Annotated in this window: 21 protein-coding genes and 1 riboswitch; of the genes, 5 read left to right on the top strand and 16 right to left on the bottom strand. The window is 73.8% G+C overall.

The annotated features are described in order from the left end of the window. Window positions 1-529: 529 nt before the first annotated feature. Window positions 530-1726 carry an acyl-CoA dehydrogenase family protein gene (locus IAG43_RS28530; RefSeq protein ID WP_187743544.1) on the top strand — a complete coding sequence of 399 codons (1197 nt, stop codon included), beginning with the start codon at window positions 530-532 and terminating at the stop codon, window positions 1724-1726. A gap of 161 nt (window positions 1727-1887) precedes the next feature. Here IAG43_RS28530 and IAG43_RS28525 read toward each other — a convergent pair whose 3' ends face one another. The 5 genes from IAG43_RS28525 to IAG43_RS28505 are packed head-to-tail and all read right to left on the bottom strand — an operon-like array spanning window position 1888 to window position 5930. Then, window positions 1888-2445 carry a GAF domain-containing protein gene (locus tag IAG43_RS28525; protein ID WP_187743543.1) on the bottom strand — a complete coding sequence of 186 codons (558 nt, stop codon included), beginning with the start codon at window positions 2443-2445 and terminating at the stop codon, window positions 1888-1890. After that, window positions 2442-3155, bottom strand: coding sequence for a GTP-binding protein (locus tag IAG43_RS28520; RefSeq protein ID WP_246574601.1), 714 nt, complete (start codon window positions 3153-3155; stop codon window positions 2442-2444). Before IAG43_RS28520 ends, IAG43_RS28525 begins: the two co-directional genes overlap by 4 nt. Beyond that, entirely contained in the window at window positions 3133-3504 is a 372-nt protein-coding gene (locus IAG43_RS28515; RefSeq protein WP_187743542.1) for a DUF742 domain-containing protein, read from the bottom strand. The genes IAG43_RS28520 and IAG43_RS28515 overlap by 23 nt, the downstream gene beginning before the upstream one ends. A 2-nt stretch (window positions 3505-3506) precedes the next feature. Next, window positions 3507-3941 (bottom strand): roadblock/LC7 domain-containing protein, encoded by a 435-nt coding sequence (locus tag IAG43_RS28510; RefSeq protein WP_187743541.1) that lies wholly within the window; start codon window positions 3939-3941, stop codon window positions 3507-3509. 6 nt (window positions 3942-3947) lie between these two features. Further along, complete coding sequence (locus tag IAG43_RS28505) at window positions 3948-5930, bottom strand: sensor histidine kinase (RefSeq protein ID WP_187743540.1); 1983 nt, start codon at window positions 5928-5930, stop codon at window positions 3948-3950. 695 nt (window positions 5931-6625) lie between these two features. On the opposite strand from IAG43_RS28505, the gene IAG43_RS28500 reads away from it, so the two are divergent. Then, the gene (locus IAG43_RS28500; RefSeq protein WP_187743539.1) at window positions 6626-8272 is read left to right on the top strand and encodes an alkaline phosphatase D family protein; all 1647 of its coding nucleotides are present in this window, start codon (window positions 6626-6628) and stop codon (window positions 8270-8272) included. Between the two features lie 194 nt (window positions 8273-8466). Here the strand turns inward: IAG43_RS28500 and IAG43_RS28495 are convergent, their stop codons facing one another. Together IAG43_RS28495 and IAG43_RS28490 are read right to left on the bottom strand one after the other, a co-directional pair. After that, the gene (locus tag IAG43_RS28495; protein WP_187743538.1) at window positions 8467-9174 is read right to left on the bottom strand and encodes an NUDIX domain-containing protein; all 708 of its coding nucleotides are present in this window, start codon (window positions 9172-9174) and stop codon (window positions 8467-8469) included. Next, entirely contained in the window at window positions 9171-9554 is a 384-nt protein-coding gene (locus IAG43_RS28490; protein ID WP_187743537.1) for a DUF4406 domain-containing protein, read from the bottom strand. Before IAG43_RS28490 ends, IAG43_RS28495 begins: the two co-directional genes overlap by 4 nt. Before the next feature lie 48 nt (window positions 9555-9602). On the opposite strand from IAG43_RS28490, the gene IAG43_RS28485 reads away from it, so the two are divergent. Continuing rightward, on the top strand, window positions 9603-10361 hold the full coding sequence (locus IAG43_RS28485; protein ID WP_187743536.1) for a DeoR/GlpR family DNA-binding transcription regulator: 759 nt from the start codon (window positions 9603-9605) through the stop codon (window positions 10359-10361). Window positions 10362-10578: 217 nt separating this feature from the next. Here the strand turns inward: IAG43_RS28485 and IAG43_RS28480 are convergent, their stop codons facing one another. Then, entirely contained in the window at window positions 10579-11778 is a 1200-nt protein-coding gene (locus tag IAG43_RS28480) for an MBL fold metallo-hydrolase (protein ID WP_187743535.1), read from the bottom strand. 379 nt (window positions 11779-12157) lie between these two features. On the opposite strand from IAG43_RS28480, the gene IAG43_RS28475 reads away from it, so the two are divergent. Beyond that, the gene (locus IAG43_RS28475) at window positions 12158-12778 is read left to right on the top strand and encodes a TetR/AcrR family transcriptional regulator (RefSeq protein ID WP_187743534.1); all 621 of its coding nucleotides are present in this window, start codon (window positions 12158-12160) and stop codon (window positions 12776-12778) included. 59 nt (window positions 12779-12837) lie between these two features. Here IAG43_RS28475 and IAG43_RS28470 read toward each other — a convergent pair whose 3' ends face one another. Further along, on the bottom strand, window positions 12838-13629 hold the full coding sequence (locus IAG43_RS28470) for an SGNH/GDSL hydrolase family protein (RefSeq protein ID WP_187743533.1): 792 nt from the start codon (window positions 13627-13629) through the stop codon (window positions 12838-12840). A gap of 191 nt (window positions 13630-13820) precedes the next feature. Beyond that, window positions 13821-14726, bottom strand: a complete 906-nt coding sequence (locus IAG43_RS28465) for a M23 family metallopeptidase (protein WP_187743532.1) — start codon at window positions 14724-14726, stop codon at window positions 13821-13823. A gap of 2 nt (window positions 14727-14728) precedes the next feature. Then, a riboswitch (cyclic di-AMP (ydaO/yuaA leader) is annotated at window positions 14729-14908 on the bottom strand. A gap of 503 nt (window positions 14909-15411) precedes the next feature. On the opposite strand from IAG43_RS28465, the gene IAG43_RS28460 reads away from it, so the two are divergent. Then, entirely contained in the window at window positions 15412-16227 is an 816-nt protein-coding gene (locus IAG43_RS28460) for a tyrosine-protein phosphatase (RefSeq protein WP_187743531.1), read from the top strand. Window positions 16228-16249: 22 nt separating this feature from the next. Here IAG43_RS28460 and IAG43_RS28455 read toward each other — a convergent pair whose 3' ends face one another. The 6 genes from IAG43_RS28455 to shc form a co-directional block, all read right to left on the bottom strand. Then, entirely contained in the window at window positions 16250-16423 is a 174-nt protein-coding gene (locus IAG43_RS28455; RefSeq protein WP_425508658.1) for a DUF6126 family protein, read from the bottom strand. A 15-nt stretch (window positions 16424-16438) separates the two neighbouring features. Beyond that, window positions 16439-17026: a helix-turn-helix domain-containing protein gene (locus IAG43_RS28450; protein WP_187743530.1), complete on the bottom strand. Its 588-nt coding sequence runs from the start codon at window positions 17024-17026 to the stop codon at window positions 16439-16441. Between the two features lie 74 nt (window positions 17027-17100). Next, complete coding sequence (locus IAG43_RS28445; RefSeq protein WP_187743529.1) at window positions 17101-18495, bottom strand: aspartate aminotransferase family protein; 1395 nt, start codon at window positions 18493-18495, stop codon at window positions 17101-17103. A 161-nt stretch (window positions 18496-18656) separates the two neighbouring features. Continuing rightward, entirely contained in the window at window positions 18657-19670 is a 1014-nt protein-coding gene (hpnH, locus tag IAG43_RS28440) for an adenosyl-hopene transferase HpnH (protein ID WP_187743528.1), read from the bottom strand. 5 nt (window positions 19671-19675) lie between these two features. After that, window positions 19676-20323: a phosphorylase family protein gene (locus IAG43_RS28435; protein WP_187743527.1), complete on the bottom strand. Its 648-nt coding sequence runs from the start codon at window positions 20321-20323 to the stop codon at window positions 19676-19678. Beyond that, the gene (gene shc / locus IAG43_RS28430; protein WP_187743526.1) at window positions 20324-22339 is read right to left on the bottom strand and encodes a squalene--hopene cyclase; all 2016 of its coding nucleotides are present in this window, start codon (window positions 22337-22339) and stop codon (window positions 20324-20326) included. Between the last annotated feature and the right edge of the window lie 27 nt (window positions 22340-22366).

The following is a 22366-nucleotide window of genomic DNA, read 5'->3' as shown; positions in this document are numbered from 1 at the left end:
GGGAGGGTCCCACCGCGGGCTCCACAGGGAGCGCGCGGCTGGCATCGGCGCGCCGGGGCGCGCGCACCCCCTCTGGGTCGAGCTACTCGCGCTCCGCACCTCGCCACCGTGCGCGGGTGTCTGCGGTCCTTTCCCGCTCCTGAACGGTGACTTTCGGTCCCAACCGGCGATGAATCGATTCGCCCGATGGGCGCGCGAGGCCGCCACGGGGGCTCGCGCGCTCGCGGGGAGAGCGGTTCTCGCCAGTGCCGGGGAACTCCGCGCCCGCGGGATGTGGCAGCGGCACCTTCAGGGGGAAGGGTCGGATTAACCGTGACCCGGGACATCGAGGGGCGCTTCCGCACCACGGCGAACATCATCCGCATCACATGTCAAGGCCCCTCATATCAGCCAATGTCCGTCTCTGTGTTGTTCCGGTCGGGACGGGTCCGCAGGCTGAGGCGGCCGGCCCGTCCCGGACGGAGCCGCCGCCGGTGCACCATCTGCTGGCGCAGACGCGCGAGCAGCCGTTCGCGGAGGGGAGCTCGCGATGGACGGATACTTCGCCGGCCGGAGGCACCACCGGCTGCGCGATCAGGTGAGGGAGTTCGCCGAGCGCGAGGTGCGACCGCGCGTTCCGGCCATGGAGGCGGCCCGGACGGTGGACCGGGAGGTGTCCCGTCACATCGCGCGCCAGGGCTGGCTCGGGGTGACCATCGGCGAGGAGTACGGCGGGGCGGGCCTGGGCCATCTCGCCAAGACCATCGTCATCGAGGAACTGTCCCGGGTGAGCGGTGCCATGGGGGCGATGGTCCAGGCGTCCCAGCTCGGCGTCGCCAAGATCCTCCACTTCGGCAGCGACGCGCAGAAGAAGGCCTGGCTGCCCTCGATAGCCGCCGGCGCATGCCTGCCGACCATAGCCGTCACCGAGCCGGAGTCCGGCGGCCATGTGCTGGGCATGGGGGCCACCGCCGTCCGGGACGGCGACGAGTACGTCCTCAACGGCCGGAAGGTCTTCGTCGGCAACAGCCACGTCGGCGATCTCCACGGCGTGGTGGTCAGGACCGGTCCCGGCCCGGACGGCCTGTCGGCCTTCCTCGTCGAGTCGGACCGGCCCGGATTCCGCGTCGGCGAGCAGAGACCCACCATGGGCCTGCACGGCTTCGGCTTCGGCGAACTCCACTTCGACGACTGCCGCGTCCCCGCCTCCAGCCTGCTGGGCGGCGAGGGCGACGGGCTGGCCGTCGCGTACTCCTCCAGCGTGCTCTACGGGCGGGCCAACCTCACCGCGGTGTCCCTCGGCATCCACCGCGCGATCCTCGAGGAGACGATCCGGTTCTGCGAGGAGCGCCGGCGCTACGGCAAGCCGCTGCACGAACTGCCCTCGGTCAGACTCAAGCTCGGTGCCATGCAGTCCCGGCTGATGACGTCGCGGCTGGCCGCCTACCACGCGGTGCATCTGCTCGACGAGGGGCTGCCCTGCGACGCGGAGCTGATGAACGCCAAGCTGGTCAACGTGGAGTCGGCGATCGACTCGGCCCGGTGCGCCATGGAGATCCACGCCGCGGCCGGCCTCTTCACCGACCGTCCGGTGGAGCGGTACCTCCGCGACGCGCTGCACATGGTCGCCCCCGCGGGCACCTCCGACATCCAGCTGCTCCGCCTCGCCGAGGTCGCGCTCGGCAAGGAGAAGGGCCAGTGGTCGGCACGGCTCGGCGACGTGGTGCGGATGGCGCACGCCGGCTGAGGGCCCCGCCCCCGGTGGCGCGGCCGAGCGCGTCCCAGGCGCCGCCCGGGGGCTGTCCGGGGGCGCGCACGCCGGCCGGCGCTCGTCCGCAGGAGCGCGCACGCCGCCGCCGGCCACCCGCCGCGCACGGCGGCGGGTGGCCGGCGGCGGCACGGGGGCCGTCAGACGGTGCCGTCCTCCCTGCGGTGGATCTGCTCGATCAGCTCCGCGGCGAGCGACTTGATGGTCTCCAGGCCGGCCCTTCCCCAGGGCCTCGGTTCGGTGTCGACGACGCAGATCGTCCCCAGCGCGATGCCGGTGCGATCGATCAGCGGCGCCCCGAGGTAGGAGCGGATGCCGATCTCGTCGACGACGGGGTTGCCCGCGAAGCGCGGGTAGTCGCAGACGTCCTCCAGCACCAGCGCCTTGCGCCGCACCACCACGTGCGGGCAGAAGCCGTGGTCGCGCGCCATGAAGCGGCCGACGTCGGGGGAGGAGGCGGCCGCGTTCAGGTCGCCGCCGCCGGGGGTGTGCAGTCCGGCGAAGAACTGCCGGTTCTCGTCGATGAAGTTGACCATCGAGTACGGAGCACCGGTCGTCTCCGCCAGCCGCTGTGCGAACGCGTCGAACGCCGGGTCGGGCCGGTCCCCGAAGCCGAGTTGGCTCAGCCGCCGCACCCGGGCGGGCGCCTCCGGGTCCACCGGGGTGAGCAGCAGATGGCCGGTGGGGTCGTACGTCATCGCGGTGCTCCATGGCTCTGTGCCGTGCCCGGCACGACGTCGGGTGTGGTGGTGAGCAGGTGCTGGACGAGGGTGACCAGGGTCCGGATGCCGGAACTGGCGATCCGGGCGTCGCACAGCACGACCGGCACCTGCGGCCTGAGGTCGATCGCCGCCCGGACCTCGTCGGCGTCGTACCGGTAGGCGCCGTCGAACTCGTTGACTGCGACGACGAAGCCGATGCCGCGCCGCTCGAAGAAGTCCACGGCGGAGAACGACTCCTCCAGGCGCCGGGTGTCGGCGAGCACGACCGCGCCGAGCGCGCCCTCGGACAGCTCGTCCCACATGAACCAGAACCGCTCCTGGCCGGGCGTGCCGAAGAGGTACAGCACATGGCTGGCGTCGAGCGTGATGCGGCCGAAGTCCATGGCGACCGTGGTCGTCCTCTTCGACTCGATGCCGTCGAGGCGGTCGGTTCCCACGCTGACCTGGGTGAGGAGTTCCTCGGTGCTGAGCGGGTCGATCTCGCTGACCGCGCCGACGAACGTCGTCTTCCCCACTCCGAAGCCGCCGGCCACCAGGATCTTCAGCGCGGTCGGGAAGAGGTCCCCGCCCTCGGTGCCGCCACGGTCGCGGGCGTGGTCGCCGGGTCGGTCCCGCGGGCGGTCTCGGACGCCGTCGCCGCCGCGCGGGCGGTCGGGGGCGTCGTCACAGGCGTCGTCGCAGGCCATCGAGCACCGCCTCCAGCAGTGAACGGTCCGTGGGTGTGTCAGCGGTGCGCGGAGCCCGCGCGGTGACGGCGCCGCAGTCCACCAGATCGGACAGCAGCACCTTGGTCACGACGGCCGGAAGCCTCAGATGCGCGGAGATCTCCGCCACCGACGTCGGTCCGTGGCAGAGCCCGAGGGCCAGGGCGTGCTCCGGACCGAGATGGGTCTGGGGGGTGGTCCCGGTCGCCATCACCAGGGAGAGCAGGTCGAGCGCGGCCGTCGGACGGGTACGGCCACCGCTGACCGTGTACGGCCGGATCAGCCGCCCGGCCGCGTCGTCGAGCCACGGCCCGTCCAGGGGCGCGGGCACCGTCACTGCCCCGGCGCGCCGGGGGCCCCGGCGGGGGTGCGCGCCGGTGTGGCCAGATAGGGGCGCACGCTCTTGACCAGCATGGCCATCTCGTAGCCGAGGACGGCGGCGTCGGCCTCGCGGCCCGCCAGCACGGCCAGGCAGGTGCCCGAGCCGGCGGTGGAGACGAAGAGCAGGGTGGAGTCGAGCTCGACGACCACCTGCCGTACCTCGCCCCCGTCGCCGAAGCGGGCTCCGGCGCTGCGGCCGAGGGAGTAGAGCCCGGAGGCGAGGGCGGCCATGTGGTCGGCGCTGTCGCCGTCCAGGCCGTGCACCGACTTCACCAGCCCGTCGGAGGAGAGCAGCACCGCGTTGCGGGTGTACGGCACGCGCTGGACGAGACCGCTGAGCAGCCAGTCGAGGTCCGAGACATGACCGGTCGGCATGTCGCTCGCCATGGTCATCTACTCCTTGGTGGTGGTGTCGTGGGGGTGGTGCGGACCGGAGTCGGCGGCCTCGGGGGCGGGGGCGCCCGGGTGTGCCGACTCGGCGAGTCCGATCCCGCGCTGGAAGGCGGCCATCAGGCCGGGGTCGTGCAGTGCGGGGTCCGCGTCGGGACGCGGCGCCGGGGCGTCGCGCAGTTGCGGGACGAGGTGCTCCTGGCTGCGGCGGCGCGGCAGTTGGGGACGGCCCATCGTGCCGCGCACGGGCGTGGCCCGCGGCGGCTCGCCGCCGTCGGCGGGCGCACCGCTTCCGTGGGAGGCGGGCGCACCCCCCAGGACGTCGTACGCGGGGGACGGTGTGCGGGTGGCGCCGGGGCGTGCGGAGGCGGGGTTGGGCCGGTCGCCCCGGTCGCCGCGCACGGGGAGCGGGGCGAGGCCGGGGGCGGTGCGCTCCTGTTCCCGCTGGGCCGGCAGGGCGGGGCGGGCGTGCTCGTCCGCGAGGCCGATAGGCGCGGGTTCACGGGCGGGAGGCACGGGTTCGGCGGCGGCGGGCACGGGCTCCCGGGCGGTCATGTGCGCCGGTCCGTGGCCGGCGGCCGCGTGCGCCGGTCCGTGCGCGGGGGTGGCATGCCCGGGCAGTTGCTCCGCGGTGACCTGCGCGGGCTCGTGGCCGAGGGCCGCCTGCGCCGGCTCACGCCCCGTCCCGAGGGGCGCCGGTTCCCGCTCCGGGGCGGCGGACGCCGGTGTCCGCCGCTCGGCCGAGCCGCCGGAGGCCGCTCCGAGCAGGCCCTGCGGCAGGACGAGGACGGCCTGGACTCCCCCGTAGATGTTGGACTGGAGGCGCACCGCGATGCCGTGCCGGCGGGCGAGCGCGGAGACCACGAAGAGCCCGATGCGGCCGTCCTGGAGCAGGTGCGCCACGTTCACCTGGTCCGGGTCGGTGAGCAGGGCGTTCATCTTCTCCTGTTCCGCGGAGGGCATGCCCAGACCGCGGTCCTCCACCTCCACGGCGAGTCCCGCCGTGACGTGCTGCACGCGCAGCAGCACCTGGGTGTGCGGCGCGGAGAACAGCGTGGCGTTCTCGACGAGTTCGGCGAGGAGGTGGATCACGTCGGCGACGGCGTGGCCGCGCAGCGTGCCGTCGATCGGGGGCACCAGCTTCACCCGCGGGTACTGCTCGACCTCGGCGATGGCCGACCTGAGGACCTCGGTCATGGTGACCGGGTTGGACCACTGCCGGCGGGAGATGGCGCCGCCGAGGACGGCGAGGTTCTCGGCGTGCCGCCTGATCCGGGTGGCGAGGTGGTCGACGTGGAACAGGCCCTTGAGCAGCTCCGGGTCCTCGACCTCGTTCTCCAGCTCGTCGAGGAGCTGGATCTCCCGGTGCACGAGGGACTGGAGACGGCGGGCGAGGTTGACGAAGACCTCGACCTTCTGCTCGTTGCCGACGCTGCTGGAGAGCCGGGACGCCTGCACGACCGCGGTGACGGCCGCGTCCTGGGAGCGGCTCAGCTCCTGCGTCAGGAGGTCGAACTCGTCGCCGCCCCGCGGCCCGGTGTCCGGGGCGCGCCGCGGCGGGGGACCTTCGCCGCGGCGGAGCCGGTCGACGACGCTGCGCAGTTCGGCCTGTCCGCGGGCGGTCGTGCGGCGCAGGGCGGAGGCGCGTCCGAGGACGGTCCGCGCGGTCCGCTCCGCGCCCACCGCGGCCGCGGCGACCGCCGCTATGGCGAGTGCCGCCGTGCCGAGGAGGACGACCCACAGGGTGAACGTCGGTTCGGGCGAGGCCGCCCGCAGGACGAAGACCACGGCCGCGGCGCCGCAGAGGGCGGCCACCACCGTCGGCAGCACGGCGGTGCGCAGGAGTTGGGGCCGTATGCGGGCTTCGGGTGGCAGCGGCGAGGCGTGCGACCGTCCCGCCGGCGACAGGGAGCGGGAACCTGGCCGGCCGTGTCGTCCGCCCTCGCGGCGGTCGGGCCGCGTGGCGGGTGCGCGAAGGTGAGACATCAGCGTCCTTGGTACGTGGGGCCCCAGGAATCGGCGTGGTGCGGATGGGCGAGGGCGCGCGCGGGCGGTCCGCAGGAGCAGGGGGAGCGGACTCGCCGTTGATCACCGGCAACACACGGTAGTCGCGGACGGAGCGGGCCCGGGAGGCAGTTGGCAAACTTCCCCACCGAACGTCCCGCTCTGGTATGAGGACCCGCACGGTCATGCGAATCGACTCTCCGCCGTCCCCTCCCGGAGCGGGTCGTGCCTGGTGACGGGTTCACCCGCATGGCTCAGCGGCCCCGGCGTCGCGAGCGGCCGGGGCGGGCCGCGGGGCGTCTCGCGGCATCACGGCGGACGGACACAACACCCGAAGGAGTGACGCGGGTTCACCGGACGCGGGACGCGCCCCGTCACCGTCGCACTCCCCGGACGCGGCCCGCCGCCGCGCTCTGCCGCCGCAGCCACGACACTGCCGCGCCGCCGGCCTCCTCGCACCCTCTCCCCCCTCCCCCGCAGCACCGTGACGCGGCACCCGGCGCACGTGGGCACGGCGCCCGGTCGTGGTGACGCGGACACAACACCCCGATTGCTCAGCCGGGCGTCATGTGCGGGCCGTCTCGCCGCCAACCAGTGATCGCCTTGGGCAACTTCCCTCCCCTGAGGCACCGGATCGCACGCGTCCGGAAGCCGTCGACTTCCAGGAGGGGTACTTCATGGCACCGCAGTCACCGTCCACGCCGGACAGAGACCACGACGCCCAACTGCTCGCCGCCGCACGCCGGCTGAACCGCCGCCGCTTCCTCACCGTCACCGGCGCAGCCGCGGCCCTCGCGTTCGCCACCAACCTGCCCGCCGCCGGCACGGCCGCCGCCGCCGAGCTCGACCCGCGCCGGATCACCGAGAACCCCTTCACGACCGGTGTCGCCTCCGGCGACCCCCTGCCCTCCTCGGTGCTGCTCTGGACGCGGCTGGCGCCGAAGCTGTTCGAGCCCGGCAACGGCATGCCCGCCAAGCTCGTCCCGGTGCGCTGGGAGCTCTCCCACGACGAGCGCTTCACCCGTGTCGTGCGGCGCGGCACCGAGATCGCCCACCCCGAGTTCAACCACACCGTGCACGTGGAGGTGAAGGGCCTGGACGCCGACCGGCCCTACTACTACCGGTTCCGCACCGGGGACTGGATCAGCCCCGTGGGCCGCACCCGTACCGCGCCGGCGGGCGGCGCGCGCGTCGGGGAGATGCGCCTTGCGGTCGTGTCGTGCCAGGCGTACCACGACGGCTACTTCACGCCGTACACCCACCTCGCCGGCGAGGACGTCGACGCCGTCTTCCACCTGGGCGACTATCTGTACGAGTACGCGGTGACCGCCGTCGGCGGCAAGCGCGCGTACACCGACCGCCGTCTGCCCGCGCTGTTCAACCGGGAGACCGTCACGCTGGAGGACTACCGCCTGCGGTACGCGCTCTACAAGTCGGACCCCGACCTGATGGCGGCCCACGCCGCCCATCCGTTCGTCGTCACCTGGGACGACCACGAGACCGAGAACAACTACGCGGGCGGCACCCCCGAGAACGACGTGCCGCCGGAGGAGTTCCTCGTCCGGCGGGCCTCCGCCTACCGCGCGTACTGGGAGAACCAGCCACTGCGCAGGCCCCAGCGGCCGACCGGACCGGACATGCGGCTCCACCGCCGCCTCCACTGGGGGCGGCTCGCCCAGTTCGATGTGCTGGACACCCGCCAGTACCGCACCGATCAGGCCAACGGCGACGGCTGGAAGTCCCCGAGCCCCGAGTCCACGGCCGAGTCGATGACGCTGCCCGGCATGGAGCAGGAGCGGTGGCTGACCGACGGCTGGAAGGCCTCGCGCGCGCAGTGGAACGTCGTGCCGCAGCAGGTGACCTTCGCCCGGCGCAACAACCCCGACGGCTCCGACACGCTCAGCATGGACTCCTGGGACGGCTATCCGGCCTCACGCGAGCGCCTCCTCGCCGGCGCCGAGACGGCGGGCGTGGAGAACCTCGTCGTGCTCACCGGTGACGTGCACGTCGCGTACGCGCTCGACATCAAGCGGGACCCGGCGGACCCCGACTCGCGCACGGTGGGGACGGAGTTCGTCGCCACCTCCGTCGCCAGCGGCGCCGACGGCGCGGCCCGGCCGGCGAACCACGCCGCCTACCTGGCGCGCAACCCGCACCTGAAGCACTACGACGGGCGGCGCGGATACGTGAAGGTCACCCTCGACTCCGGGGCGGCGCGCGGCGACTACCGCTCGGTGGACTACGTCACCAGGCCGGGCGCCCCCCTGGTCCAGGGGCCGTCCCTGGTCTCCGAGGCCGGCAACCCGGGCCTGACGCCCGCCTGATCACCACGACCGGGTCGCCCGGGGCCACCGCCGGCACCGCCCGGTGGCCCCGGCACCGCCCGCCCCCGGGCGCCCCGGACCGTCGGCACGCCGCACACCGCGCCGCGACCGCGCGAGCGGGGTGCGGACGGTCCGGCCGTGCCGTGCCGCGCCGGGGCAGGGCGGGCGACAGGTCCCGCCCCGCCCCGGGCGGGTCACACGGTCCGGTTGCCGTGCGGCGCCGCGCCGGCCGGGTCGCCGCCCGGCGCGAACGGCCCCTCCAGGGCGGCCCACTGGAGCAGCATGACGGTCTTCGCGTCGGCGATCCGGCCGTCCCGGACCATGGCGAGCGCCTGGGGGAACGACACCTCGACCACCTCGATGTCCTCGCCCTCGGCCGCGACGCCTCCCCCGTCCCCGGTCCGGTCGGCTGGGGTGTACGGCCCCGCGAAGAAGTGGAGCCGCTCGGTCACCGAGCCCGGACTCATCCACGCGGTCATGACGCGGTCGAGCGGGCCGAGGGTGACGCCGAGTTCCTCCGCGCTCTCGCGCCGGACGGCGGCCTCCGGGTCGTCCGCGTCGAGCAGTCCGGCGGCCGCCTCCACGAGCATGCCGTCGGGGTGACCGTTGACGTAGGCCGGGTAACGGAACTGCCGGGTGAGCAGCACCCGCCCGCGCCCCGTGTCGTACGGCAGGACGACGGCGCCGTCGCCCCGGTCGTAGGTCTCCCGCTGCTGGGTCTCCCACCGCCCGTCGCGGCGGCGGTAGTCGAAGGTGGTGCGGCGCAGGACGTGCCACCCCTGCGAGGTGAGTTCGACGTCGCGGACCACGACCCCGAGGTTGCGGTCGAGGTCGCGGCCGGCCCGGTCGAGGCCGGTGCGGCCGCGGTGGTCGGGCACATCGACGCCGGGACGGCCGGTCACCGGGCGTCCTGCGCGACGCGGTGGGGGATCTCGGCCACGTCGTGGTAGACGGGCAGGCCGCGGCGGCGGGCGGTGGCGACGTCGCCGTCGGCGCCGGCGGACTCGCCGGGCAGGCGCAGCACGGCGTCGCAGTGGGCGAGCAGCCGTTCCGCGGTGGGGTAGAGGACCTGGTCGGCGAGCGGGTCGGCGGGTCCGGCGCCCGCGGAGCGCAGCACGGGCAGGGCGATCCACTCGCCGATGACGGGGAGGTGGCCCGCGGCGAAGACCGGCCAGGCGGCGGCTTCGAGGGCGGCGAGGTTGGCGGCCATGGCCGCGGGGTCGCCGCCGGTGCCGGAGCGGTAGGGGCCGGCTATGAGGATCATCATGGGCTTGTCGTTCATGGGTGGTACCGTACACGCAGAAACGTGCAAGAACAGGAGAGAGTGTGCATGCTGGCTGCTGAACGGCGCGACCATCTGCTCGGACTGCTGGCCCGCGAGGGCAAGATCGTCGCCAAGGACGTCGCCGCCCGGCTGGGGATCTCCGAGGACAGCGTGCGGCGCGACCTGCGCGACCTCGCCGCCGAGGGCCTGTGCCAGCGCGTCTACGGAGGAGCGCTGCCCGTCTCGCCCGCGGTGGCCGGCTACGCCGCCCGGCAGTCCGTCGCCCCCGACGGCAAGCAGAAGGTGGCCCGGGTGGCCGCCGGTCTGACCGCGGCGGGCTGCACCCTGATCCTCGACGGGGGGACCACCGCCCTGGCCGTCGCCCGGGCGCTGCCGCGGGACCTCGACTGCACCGTGATCACCCACAGCCCGACGATCGCCGCGGCCCTGCTGGAGCACCCCCGCGCCGAGCTCTTCCTGCTCGGCGGCCGGATCTTCAAGCACTCCGCGGTGACCTGCGGCACCGCCGCGGTCGAGGCCGCCCAGAACGTCTCCGCCGACCTGTGCCTGCTGGGCGTGACGGGCGTGCACCCCGAGGCGGGCCTGACGACCGGGGACGCGGAGGAGGCGGCGATGAAACGCGCGCTGGCGGCACGGGCCGCCGACACCTGGATCCTCGCCTCCTCGGAGAAGATCGGCACCGCCTCGCGCTTCCGCGTGCTGCCCTTCGAGAAGATCACCGGCCTGATCACCGACGCCGCCCCGCACGACCCGGCCGTCGAGGCCCTGACCGCGCTCGGCGTGGAGGTCCTGACGGCCGACTGAGGGGGCGCCGCCACGGCAGGGGGCCGAGCCGAACCGGCCGGGGGCGCGACCCGGCGGCCCGGGGCCTCCGGCCGTCCGGGTGATGCCCTTCCCCGGCGGGCCCGCCGGGGCCTCGCCACGGGCGCGGCCGCTTCCCCCACCGCCCGCTCGGCGCACGCGCCGGGGCCCGGTCACCTGGTGACCGGACCCCGGCAACCCCCTGGTACGGGCCGCGCCGTCAGCCGTCCACCGGCACACCGGCCGACGTGGGCTCGACGTCCGGGTCCCGTGGCCCCGGGGAGCCGCGCCAGGGCGTGGCGATGGGGCGGGTCAGCGCCCGCCACCACGGGTCCGTGGGGTGGTCCCCCGCCGGCTCGAAGGGCTCTCCGGGAGTGGGGGCGGCCACCGCCTGGCCCGCCTCCGCCGCCGCGTCCCGCGTCCACTCCCCCGGCTCCGCCCACGGGTGCGGGGCGAGGTTGAAGGTCCCCCAGTGGATCGGGAGCAGGACGCCGTGGGGGCGGCCGCCCTGGAGGTCGAGGTGGGCGCGGACGCCCTCCTCGGGTGTCATGTGGATGTCGGGCCAGTACTCGGAGTACGCGCCGATCTGGATCATCGTGGCGTCGAAGGGGCCGTACTGGCGGCCGATGTCGGAGAAGCCGGGGAAGTACCCGGTGTCGCCGCTGTGGTAGATCCGGTGGTCCGGCCCGGTCACGACCCAGGACGCCCAGAGGGTGTGCTGCTCGTTGCGCAGGCCGCGTCCGCAGAAGTGGCGGGCAGGGGTGGCGGTCAGGCGCAGGCCGGAGACCTCGGCGCTCTCGTGCCAGTCGAGCTCGCGCAGCCGGTCGGGGGCGACGCCCCAGCGCTCCAGGTGGGCGCCGACGCCGAGGGGTACGGCGAAGACGGTGCCGGTGCCTGCCAGGGCCTTGATCGTGGGCAGGTCGAGGTGGTCGTAGTGGTCGTGGGAGATCACGACGGCGTCGACGGTGCCCAGCGTGCCGATCGGCACGGGCACGGGATGGAGTCGCTTGGGTCCGACGAAGTCGAAGGGTGAGCACCGGTCGCCCCAGACGGGGTCGAAGAGGACCCGGCGTCCGTCGATCTCGGCGAGGACGCTGGAGTGGCCCATCCAGGTCAGCCGGAGGCCCGAGGCGGGGGGCCTGGCCAGGTCGGCCAGGGTGGTGGGGTGGACCGGCACGCGGGCGGTGGGGGCGCGCCGGCTCCGGGCCTCCTTCTCGAAGTAGATCTTCGCGAACTCCGTCATGGACGCGCCGGACGGCCTGGTCCTCGCGCCCACCGGGTTCTGGAAGGAGCCGTCCGCGAAGTTCGGCGAGCGGCGGATGCGCTCCAGGCGCTCACCGGCCGGGTCGGCGCCGAAGGCGGCCGTCCTGAGGCCGCGCAGCCGCGCACGCAGCGAGTGGGGGGAACCAGCGCCGGTCACGGCACCTCCTGGTGTCGGGGTCCATTCATTATGTGCGGATCTGTACGGTTCGGGGAACGGGCGTACGCCACCCCGGCCCCCGCCCTCGCCAACGCCCACCCGCGCCGCCGTGTTCCGGGGCGTGCCGGACGGCGGACCGGAACCCTGCCGCCGCGACCCCCGCTCCCCCGCCCGGGCGACTCGGCGCGGCGGGCGGGAGGAGACCCGCGACGCGGCCGTGCGGCGCGGCCGGCGCGTGTCGCACGGGACCCGGCGCGCGGACGGGGCGCACGGAGCGCGCGGTGCGGGAGGGGCGTGCTCCCAACCGGCCCGCGAGACACCGGAATTATCAGCTCCGCGGGCTGACCCCGGCCAAGATCCGCTGTGTAGGGTGACCGCCGTGGGCAGAGTGCGAAGAAGCGTCCCCGAGCGGCGGGAGGAGTTGCTCACCGCCGCGGTCGAGCAGATCGGGCAGCACGGCGCGGCAGCGGTCCGCATCGCCGACGTCGCCGCCGCACTCGGCGTGAGCAACGCCCTGGTGCTGTACCACTTCGCCTCCAAGGAGCAGCTCGTCGCGGCCGCCTTCACCCACGCCGCCGATGCCGACCTCGCCCATCTGCGCAGACTGCTCGGGCGCCGCACCTCGGCCCTGCGCCGACTGCGCACGGCGGTGCGGTGGTACGCGCCGACCGGGCAGGCGAAGGGGTGGCGCCTGTGGATCGAGGCATGGTCGGCGTCCTTGCGGGATCCGGCGCTCCGCGAGGTGTCCCGGGGCCTGGACCAGCAGTGGAAGGCCGCGCTCACGGAGGTGATCGCGGAGGGCACGGCGTCCGGCGAGTTCCGCTGCGAGGACCCGGCCTCCGCCGCGTGGCGGCTCACCGCGTTCCTCGACGGCCTCGCGGTCCAGATGACGTCCTACGAGGGCACGCTGTCCCGCGCGGCCATGCTGGAGTGGACGGACGACGCGCTGGCCAGGGAGCTGGGCGTCGACCGTGCGGAGCTCACGGCGACGGCGCGCTGACCCGGCCCCACCCAGGGGCCGGGAGGGGCCGGAGAAGGACCGGCGACCGCACCCGGAGGTCAGAGCGGGAGCAGGTCCGGACGCTTGGCCAGCACGTGGTCGCCGGAGCTCTCCCCGCGCAGGCGCCGCCCGATCCAGGGCCCGAGGTACTCGCGCGCCCACTGGATGTCGTCGCGGCGCACCTCCAGCTGCCCCCGCGGGGGCAGCGGCGGCCACGGCTGGTCCGGGTCGGCAGGCACCTCGAGGCCGAGGACCTGCGCCGCCCGCAGCGCCACCCTGGTGTGCCCCTCGGGCGAGAGGTGCAGCCGGTCCGCGTCCCAGGCGCGCCGGTCCTGGACGGACCGGAGCGACCAGAGGTCGAGGACCGGGCAGCCGTACCGGTCGGCGATGGCCCGCACATGGGCGGTGTACGTGGCGATCTTGCCGCGCAGGTGCCGCAGGACGGGCACGTCGCGGGTGTCGAAGCCGGTGGTCACCATGACCGTGCCGACGCACGACGTCAGGTCGGCGACGGCGGCCTCGAAGCGTTCGGCCACGGCGTCCGGGTCGCTGCCCGGCCGGATGATGTCGTTTCCGCCCGCGCAGAAGCTGACCAGGTCGGGGGCGAGCTCCTTCGCCCGCGGCACCTGTTCGGCCACGATCTGGTCGAGCAGGCGGCCGCGTACGGCGAGGTTGGCGTAGCGGAAGGTGTGCCCGGGGGCGAGGTCGTCGAGGAGGACCGCGAAGCGGTCCGCCCATCCGACGAACGTCCCGTCGGGGCCGGGGTCGCCGACGCCCTCGGTGAAACTGTCGCCGATCGCCGCGTACGACCCGAATGCGCCACTGTTCTCTGTTCTCGAATCGTCTGCCACGGGACAGCATCTTTCACCCGTGGATGTGACCTACGCGACCGTAAGGAGGGGTTGACGGGTGGTGATCTTTACCACCGGTCAACTTTTCCCCAAGCCGGAATACGCGGAATCCCCCGCTCCGCCGCCGGACGGAACGAGGGACCCGGTACGGGACGGCCGGCCGGCCGCCCGCGGCGCACGGCGCCGGTGGATCAGAGGGAGACCCCGTGCTGGCGCAGGTAGGCCAGCGGGTCGATGTCCGAGCCGTAGGAGGACCCGGTGCGGATCTCGAAGTGCAGGTGCGGTCCGGTGGAGTTGCCGGTCGAGCCGGAGAGGCCGATCTGCTGGCCGCCGGTCACCGACTGGCCGCTGGAGACGGAGAGCGAGGAGAGGTGCGCGTACTGCGAGTAGGTGCCGTCGGTGTGCTGGACGACGACCTCGTTGCCGTACGAGCCGCCCCATCCGGCCGACACGACGGTACCGGCCGCGACGGCCTTCACCGAGGTGCCGCCGGCCGCGACGAAGTCGACGCCGGTGTGGTAGCCGCTGGACCACATCGCACCGTTCTGGTGGTACGGGGTGGAGACGGTGGCGCCGGGGATGGGGGCGGAGAAGCCGGACGCGGCCTTCTCGGCGGCCGCCGGCTTCTGGGCGGGCTTCTGGGCGGGGGCGGCCGGGCGCGCGTCGTCGCGGGAGGCGCGGGGCTTCTCGGCGCGGACCTCGGGGTCGTTCTTCGCCTTCGACTTGGCGCCGATGGTCAGCTCGAGACCCGGGTGGATCAGGGACGGGTCGGCGCCGATCGCGCGCCGGTTGTCGTCGAAGAGCTGCTTCCATCCGCCGCGGACGTGCTGCTCGTCGGCGATCTTCGACAGGTGGTCACCGGCCACGACGGTGTAGGTCTCGGGGGCCTTCGCGGCGGGGGCCTTCACCGCGGCCGGCGCCGTGGCCGCGACGACGGTCCCGGCGGGCGCGGCGGCGGGGGCCGGCCCGGTCGCCGCACTGGCGGCGGTGGCACCGAACAGCGGCAGCGCGATGGCGGCGCCTCCGGTGCCGGCGACGACGAAACCGCGGGTGATGGAGCCCGCCTTGGGACGGCGGTGCTTACCCTTTCCGGGCATGGCGCATTCCTCTCCGGCGCCTGCGAGGTGAGCTGTCGGGTTCGGGCTGGAGATGCCCGTCCGCACAGGAAGTGCGAATTCACCCCAAACCGTCCGAATTCTCCGGATACGGCGTACTACCTGGGTCCCCCGCTCCTGCCACACGTGGGTTCGTTGGGAGGTCCGGTCGGCGGCAGGATTCGGCGTTCCGTCCGGATGGAGCGTGACCGTAGGCGAACGGACTCGGCGGGAACAAGCGCCGATTCCGGAAAAGCGGTGCCGCGTCCGGAACTCCGCCGCATTTCCGGTCACCCAGCGTGGAGCCGGAAGCCGGGATCCCCTGCCCGGCGCGGGAGTTGGCACCGGGGAACCGGGCACGGTCCGTCACCGGTGAGATCCTGCTCACGGCCCCGGACCCATTTCCTTTTCATGCGGGGCACGTCATCCTCAACGCCTCAATTCGGACAGAATGCGCGAATGGCGATTCGGTGTCCGATTTACCGCTCAAGATCGGTGGCATCGTCCGGCTTCGCCCTCTTTCCGCGGAGCCGGAGCCGGCCCGTCGCCCCGGGACCGCGGCGGCCCCCGCGCGGCGACCCGCGCACCCCGCACGTGAGCAGGACGATTGAATGATGAACACGTGTCGTATCGTCGGCATCGCGCCTCCGTCGGCGCCCGCCGACGGCAGTCATCCGAAGGAGTCCACGTGACGCAGCAGGTGCCGCAGACGCCGTCGACAGAGCCCGAACTCGCGGGAGTCCGCAATTTCCGCGACGTGGGCGGGCTGCCCACCGTCGACGGCCGGCGGGTGCGGCACGGCCGGCTGTACCGCAGCGGCCATCTCGCCCACGCCACCGCGAGCGACGCCGCCTACCTGTCGGCGCTCGGCCTGCACACGGTCTTCGACTTCCGCAACGCGGCGGACCACCGCCTGGAGGGCCCGGACGTCGAGCTGCCCGGCGTGCGCAACGTCAGCCTCCCGCTGAGCGACCCGGCGGACGGCGCGGAGTTCTGGCGGATGGTCCGCGACGGGAACCTCGACCAGCTCAAGTCGATCCTGGCGGACGGCAAGGGCGCCGACCGGATGATCGCCTCGTACCGCCTGATCGTCACCGAGCGGACCGCCGAGCACAGCCGGGTGCTGCACGCCCTCGCCGAGGACAGCGTGCCCGCGCTCATGCACTGCGCCGCGGGCAAGGACCGGGCGGGCCTCTCGATCGCCGTCACCCTGCTCGCGGTCGGGGTGGAGCGGGACGCCATCGAGGCGGACTACCTGAAGTCCAACGACCCCCACCGCCGCTACAAGGTCCGGCGCGGCTCGACCGCGCCGGAGGCCATGTCGGCGGAGGTCATGGAACTGCTCAACCCCCTCTTCGACGCGCGTTCCGCCTACCTCGCCGCCGCCTTCGAGACGATCGACGAGACCTGGGGCGACACCGAGCGGTACTTCTCCGAGGGCCTCGGGCTCTCCCCCGAGACCCGTGAGCGGCTGCGCGAACGGCTCGTCGAGGACGCCGCCTGACACCTGCCCGGCCGGGCGGGCGCTACTGGTTCTGCGCGCCCACCAGGAACAGCAGGTAGAGGAAGCCCGCCACGAGGTGGCCGGCGATCAGGTAGGCGAAGAGGCGGATCACCAGCCCGCGGGGGAAACGGTCCTCGCGCGGGCTCGCGCCCGGGCGCCCCCGGCCGTCCAGCGGATCGTGCGACATGTCCTGGATCACGTGCCTTCCGGGTCAGACGTGCGGATGGAGGTCGGGGCTCTGGAGCAGGGTGTGCATGAAGAGCAGCTCGGCACCCTCGGGGCCGGCGGCGGCGATCCGGTGGGGAGTCAGCGAGTCGAAGTGGGCGCTGTCGCCGGGCCCCATCTCGTGCACGGTGTCGCCGAGGGCGAGGCGCAGCCGGCCGGAGAGCACGTAGAGCCACTCCTCGCCGGGGTGCACCCGGACCAGGTCGCCCTGGGCGCCGTACGGCACCACCACCCGGAGCGCCTGCATGGCGCGTCCGGAGGCGCCGACCTGGTGGTACGTCCAGCCGTCGGCGTTCATCGGGGCGGTGCGGCCGCCGCGGATGACGGGCTGCTCCTCGGGCGGGAGCTCGCCGAGCACCTCGCCGACCGTCGTACCGTAGATCCTGGCGAGGGCGAGGAGCATCGGCAGCGAGGGCTGGCGGTGGCCGGTCTCCAGGCGTGACAGGTGGGCGGGCGAGAGTCCGGCGCGCTGGGCGGCGGCCTCCAGGGTCAGCCCTCGGCTGCGGCGCATGTCGCGCAGCCGTGGGGCGACGCGGTCGAGCCCGTCGGCCGGCGGTGCGGCGGGTGTGGTCATGTGACCATTCCGCCACCTGCTTGCCGCTGAGGCAAGTTTCTTGCCTCGGAGACAAAAACCGTAGGAGAGCGCGCTCAGCGGTTGCCGACGGCCTGGCGCACCAGTGTCCTGCCGAAGTCCCACATCAGACCGCCGCCGTTGTGCGCGTCGTCCATCACGGCCGTGAACGCCGTCACGAAGCGCTCGACCTCCCGTTCGCCGATGATCAGCGGCGGGATCAGCTTGATCACCTCCAGGCGGTCACCGGACACCTGCGTCAGGATGCGGTGCCGCTGGAGCAGCGGCACCACGACCATCTGCGCGAACAGGCCCTTGCGCGCCGCCTGGAGCATCGCCCAGCGGCTGCGCAGTCCGATCGACTCGGGCCTGCCGAACTCGATGCCGATCATCAGCCCGCGGCCCCGGACCGCGTGCAGCAGCTCGTACCGGTCGACGAGCGCCGCGAGCCGCGAGCGCAGCAGTTCGCCGGTGACGCGGGCGTTGGCGACGATCTGCTCGTCCTCCAGGACCGAGAGCACCGCGAGACCGGCCGCCATCGCCTGGGCGTTCGACCCGAAGCTCGCGGAGTGCACCAGGACCTTGTCCATGGAGGAGAAGACCTTCTTGAAGATCCAGTCCTTGCCGAGGGTGGCGCCCACGGGCACGTAGCCGCCGGAGAGCGCCTTGGCCACACAGACCAGGTCCGGCTCGACGCCGGCCTCGTACTGGAAGGCGTAGAAGTCGCCGGTGCGGCCGAGGCCGGTCTGCACCTCGTCCGCGATGAGCAGTGCCCCGTGGGCGTGCAGCAGCTCCTGCGCCGCGCGCAGGTAGCCCGGTGGGGCGGGGTTGACGCCCTTGCCCTGGACCGGCTCGACGACGAGCGCGGCGACGTCCCCGGCGCGCACCTCCCGCTCCAGCGCGTCGAGGTCGCCGAGCTCCACGGCCGTGTCGGGCAGCAGCGGGGCGAAGCCGTCCCGGAAGCCGTTCTCCCCGTTGACCGAGAGGGAGCCCGCGGTGAGCCCGTGGAAGGCGTGGTCGCAGTACAGGACGCGCCGCCGGCCGGTGGCCCGGCGGGCGAACTTGAGCGCGGTCTCCACGGCCTCGGTGCCGCTGTTGCCGAAGAAGACCCGGTCGAGGTGGGGCGTGTGCGCGAGCAGCCGCTCGGCGAGGAGTCCGGGCAGCGGCTGGCAGTCGAAGCGGGTGAGGTCGGCGAGCTGGGCGTCGAGCACGTCGTGCAGGGCCCTGCGGACCACCGGGTGGTGGCGTCCGAGGCCCATGACGCCGAAGCCGGCCAGCATGTCGAGGTAGTCGTTGCCCTCGGCGTCCCAGAAGTAGGCGCCCTCGGCACGCTCGTAGACCTTGTCGAAGCCGATCGTGCGCAGCATCCGCGGCAGCTGGTGGTTGAGATGGCGGCTGTGGAGTTCGTACCGTTCCGCTCCGCGCCGCGCCAGCAGCTCCGTCAGGTCGAAGCCTCCGGGTGACCGGGTCATCGCTCGCCTCTCCTCATCCGCCTCGCTCCTCACTTCCCGCTCCCGGCCGCCGGACCCGGCCGCCGCCCGGTCCGGCGGCGGCCCGTCCGAGCCGCCGGACGCGCCGGCGGCCCGAGCCCGCCGTGCCGCCGACCCGCCGTGCCGCCGGCCCGTCGTGCCCGTCAGCCGGACACCGACTCGCGTGCCGCGCGCAGCGACTCCTTGAGCGAGCCCATCGTGGCGAGGACCGCGGTGGGCTCGTAGCCGCAGTGCGCCATGCAGTTGGCGCAGCGGGCGTCCTTGCCGCGGCCGTAGGAGTCCCAGTCGGTCTCCTCGATCAGCTGCCGGTACGTGGGCACGTATCCGTCGCTCATCAGGTAGCAGGGGCGCTGCCAGCCGAAGAGCGAGTAGTTGGGGATCGCCCACGCCGTGCACGGGAAGTCCGCCCTGCCCTCCAGGAAGTCGAGGAAGAGCGGCGAGTGGTTGAGCCGCCAGCGCCGCCGGTTGCCGCCGGCGAAGGCCTTGCGGAAGAGCTCCCGGGTCTGCTCGACGCCGAGGAAGTGCTCCTGGTCGGGGGCCTTCTCGTATGCGTAGGCGGGCGAGATCATCATCTCGTCGACCTTCAGGTCGTCGTTGAGGTAGTCCAGGACCTCGATGACGGTCTGCGGGGTGTCGGTGTTGAAGAAGGTCGAGTTGGTGGTGACCCGGAAGCCGCGCCGCTTGGCCTCCCTGATCGCCTCGACCGCCTCGTCGAAGACGCCCTCCTTGGCGACCGAGGCGTCGTGGCGCTCGCGGAGCCCGTCGATGTGGACGGCGAAGGCGAAGTAGGGCGAGGGGGTGAACTTCTCGATCTTCTTGCGCAGCAGGAGGGCGTTGGTGCACAGGAAGACGTACTTCTTGCGGGCCACCAGCTGGCGGACGATCTCGTCGATCTGGGGGTGCATCAGCGGCTCCCCGCCGGCGATGGAGACCATCGGCGCGCCGGACTCCAGCACCGCCCCGACCGCCTGCGCCACCGGCATCCGCTGCTTGAGCACCCCGGCCGGATGCTGGATCTTCCCGCAGCCCTCGCAGCTGAGGTTGCAGGCGTACAGCGGCTCGAGCTCGACGATCAGCGGGAACTTCTCACGCCTGCGGAGCTTCTGTTCGAAGAGATACGTACCGACCCTGATGGTCTGGCGGAGCGGCATGGCCATCTGGCTCACCTCCTGGGGAGCAGCGAAGAACGGTGCCATTCGTGGAATGCGGGGAGTAGGGCGCGCAGCACGCGGAAGGCCGATATTCCCCCGCGCACCGTGCCGATGCGGACCAGCTCGTGCTCCGGGGCGTCCACGACCACCCGGACGGCCGCAACCGGGCGGGGGCCCGCGCGCAGGGCGCTGCCCAGGGTGGCGGCCGACTCCATGTCGACGGCGATCGCCCCGGTGGCCTCCAGCAGGGCGCGTTCGGGGCCGCGCACCACGTGGTCGGCGCCCGCCAGCACCCCGCCGTGGACGGTGCGCCCGGGGACGGCCCGCTCGACGGCCGCGCGCAGCAGCGCCGCGTCGGTGCAGGCGGTGACGGCGCCGCCGGAGCTGGTCGCGTCGGCGACGACGACGTCCCCGGGGTGCATGCCCGGCACGAGGCCGGCGCAGAAGCCGGAGGCGATGACGGCGGCCCGGCCGAAGGGCTCCTTGGAGCAGGCCGCGAGGACGGCCCGCTCGGCGTTGACCGGTCCCATGCCGGTGCGCAGGACCCGCGCCCCGCCCCGGCCCGTGAGGCCGCCCCGGAGGGCGAGTCTCTCGATGCCGAGGGCGCAGGCGATCAGCAGCGGGGGGACCGAGCCGCCGGGTTCCGGCTCGGCGCCCACTCAGCGGCCCCTGCGGGCCGCGGCCCCGACGACCGGTTCGCCGTGGACGTACCTGCCGAGGGCGGTGAGCGGGAAGACGTGCCGGTAGAGGTGGTAGTTGATGGAGAAGTCCCAGGGGAAGCCGGTGCCGGTGAACTCCGGTTCGTCCCAGGTGCCGTCCGGTCGCTGCGCGGACGCCAGCCAGGCGATGCCCCGGCGGGCCGCCGTGCCGTCCTTCTCGCCGGCCGCGAGGAGTGCGAGGAGCGCCCAGGCGGTCTGGGAGGCGGTCGAGGTCCCGCGGCCGACGGCTCCGCGCTCGCGGTAGGAGCGCAGGTCCTCGCCCCAGCCGCCGTCGTCGTTCTGGACGGAGCGGAGCCAGCCGACCGCGCGGCGGATCGCGGGGTGCGCGGTGGGCATGCCGGCGGCGACCAGGGCGGGCACCACGGAGCCGGTGCCGTACAGGTAGTTGACGCCCCAGCGGCCGAACCAGGCGCCGTTGGGCTCCTGTTCGGAGAGCAGCCACTGGATCCCGCGCCGGGTGCGGGGGTGGTCCGCCATCCCCTCGTGGGCCAGCATCTCGACGACGTGGGCGGTGACGTCGGCGGAGGGCGGGTCGATCACCTCGCCGAAGTCGCAGAAGGGCAGCTTGTTGGGGAGCGTGGAGGTGTTGTCGGCGTCGAACGCGCCCCAGGCGCCGTTGCGGGACTGCATGCCGAGGTTCCAGCGGACGCCGCGGGCGACCGCCGCGTCGAGGCGCGCCGGTTCCGGGTGGTCGACCCGGCGGAGCGCGAGGACGACCTCGGCGGTGTCGTCGGTGTCGGGGTAGTTGTCGTTGTGGAACTCGAACGCCCAGCCGCCGGAGCCGAGTTGCGGCCGACGCACGGACCAGTCGCCGGGCCTGACGACCTGTTCGCCGAGCATCCAGTCGGCTGCCTTCACCAGCGCGGGATGGTCGGCGGGCACCCCGGCGTCGGCGAGCGCGACGGTGGCCAGGCAGGTGTCCCAGACGGGTGACTGGCAGGCCTCGATCATGCGGACCGGCCGTCCGTCCTGCTCCCGCCAGACGGCGAAGCGGTCCAGTGAGGCGAGCCCTTCGCGCATCACGGGGTGCCCGAGGTCGTAGCCGAGCAGGTGGAGGGCGATGACCGAGTACACGGCCGGCGGCTGGATGCCGCCCCAGCAGCCGTCGTTCTCCTGGCGTTCGACGATCCAGCGGGCCGCGCTGTTCATCGCGGTGCGCCGCAGCCGCCGGGGTGCCGCCCGCCGGTACAGGCGCAGGGCGCGGTCGGCCCGCTGGAAGAGCCCGTCCCAGGTGGTGGCGGGGGCGAGGGGCGCCGGCGGGCTGGGGTCGTCCGGGTCGGTGTGCAGCTCGTCCAGGGCGAACGGGGCGGGGCGCACCGGCCGCAGCGCCGACACCACGCTGAGCGGCACGATGGTCTGCCGGGCCCAGCAGCCGAAGGCGTAGATGTTCAGCGGGAACCACTTCGGCAGGAAGATCAGTTCCGGCGGGAGTTCGGGGAGGTCGTCCCACTTCCACCAGCCGAACAGCGCGAGCCAGATGCGGGTGAAGACCCGGCTCGCGGCGATGCCGCCCTGGCCGCGGATCCAGCTCGCGGCGCGCTGCATGTGCGGGTCGTCGGGCCGGTCCCCGGCGAGCCGCAGGGCGACGTACGCCTCGACGGTGGTGGACAGTTCGCCGGGCCCGCCGTAGAAGGACGCCCAGGTGCCGTCGTCGCGCTGCTGTCCGCGCACGAAGCGGGCGGAGGCCTCGGTGGTCGCCTCGTCGCGGACGCCGAGGAACTGCCGCAGCAGGAGGTCCTCGGCGTCCATGGTCACATTGGTCTCGAGGTCGCCCTTCCACCAGCCCTCGGCGTCCTGGCGTGCGAGCAGGTGCTCGGCGGCGCGCTCCGCGGCGCGGGCGGCGATCTCGTCGAGGTCGTGCGGTGCGGGGGCCAGGGGCTCCCGGGTGGTGCGGAGTTCGGCGGCTGCGGAGCCGGCCCTCGGGGGCCCGCCGCTTCCGTCGGTCGTCGCAGTCATGATCTCCCCTTCGTGGCAGTGGTGGTC

This window comes from Streptomyces genisteinicus, assembly GCF_014489615.1.
Taxonomy (GTDB): domain Bacteria; phylum Actinomycetota; class Actinomycetes; order Streptomycetales; family Streptomycetaceae; genus Streptomyces; species Streptomyces genisteinicus.
The sequence above is the reverse complement of the archived record's forward strand: the minus strand, read 5'-3'. Positions and strand labels throughout refer to the sequence as shown.

Bases quoted from the DNA above. Each gene is read 5' to 3' on its own strand.
- IAG43_RS28530 (WP_187743544.1), top strand. From the start codon at position 530: ATGGACGGATACTTCGCCGGCCGGAGGCACCACCGGCTGCGCGATCAG.
- IAG43_RS28525 (WP_187743543.1), bottom strand. From the start codon at position 2,445: ATGACGTACGACCCCACCGGCCATCTGCTGCTCACCCCGGTGGACCCG.
- IAG43_RS28520 (WP_246574601.1), bottom strand. From the start codon at position 3,155: ATGGCCTGCGACGACGCCTGTGACGACGCCCCCGACCGCCCGCGCGGC.
- IAG43_RS28510 (WP_187743541.1), bottom strand. From the start codon at position 3,941: ATGGCGAGCGACATGCCGACCGGTCATGTCTCGGACCTCGACTGGCTG.
- IAG43_RS28505 (WP_187743540.1), bottom strand. From the start codon at position 5,930: ATGTCTCACCTTCGCGCACCCGCCACGCGGCCCGACCGCCGCGAGGGC.
- IAG43_RS28500 (WP_187743539.1), top strand. From the start codon at position 6,626: ATGGCACCGCAGTCACCGTCCACGCCGGACAGAGACCACGACGCCCAA.
- IAG43_RS28490 (WP_187743537.1), bottom strand. From the start codon at position 9,554: ATGAACGACAAGCCCATGATGATCCTCATAGCCGGCCCCTACCGCTCC.
- IAG43_RS28485 (WP_187743536.1), top strand. From the start codon at position 9,603: ATGCTGGCTGCTGAACGGCGCGACCATCTGCTCGGACTGCTGGCCCGC.
- IAG43_RS28465 (WP_187743532.1), bottom strand. From the start codon at position 14,726: ATGCCCGGAAAGGGTAAGCACCGCCGTCCCAAGGCGGGCTCCATCACC.
- IAG43_RS28450 (WP_187743530.1), bottom strand. From the start codon at position 17,026: ATGACCACACCCGCCGCACCGCCGGCCGACGGGCTCGACCGCGTCGCC.
- IAG43_RS28445 (WP_187743529.1), bottom strand. From the start codon at position 18,495: ATGACCCGGTCACCCGGAGGCTTCGACCTGACGGAGCTGCTGGCGCGG.
- hpnH (WP_187743528.1), bottom strand. From the start codon at position 19,670: ATGGCCATGCCGCTCCGCCAGACCATCAGGGTCGGTACGTATCTCTTC.
- shc (WP_187743526.1), bottom strand. From the start codon at position 22,339: ATGACTGCGACGACCGACGGAAGCGGCGGGCCCCCGAGGGCCGGCTCC.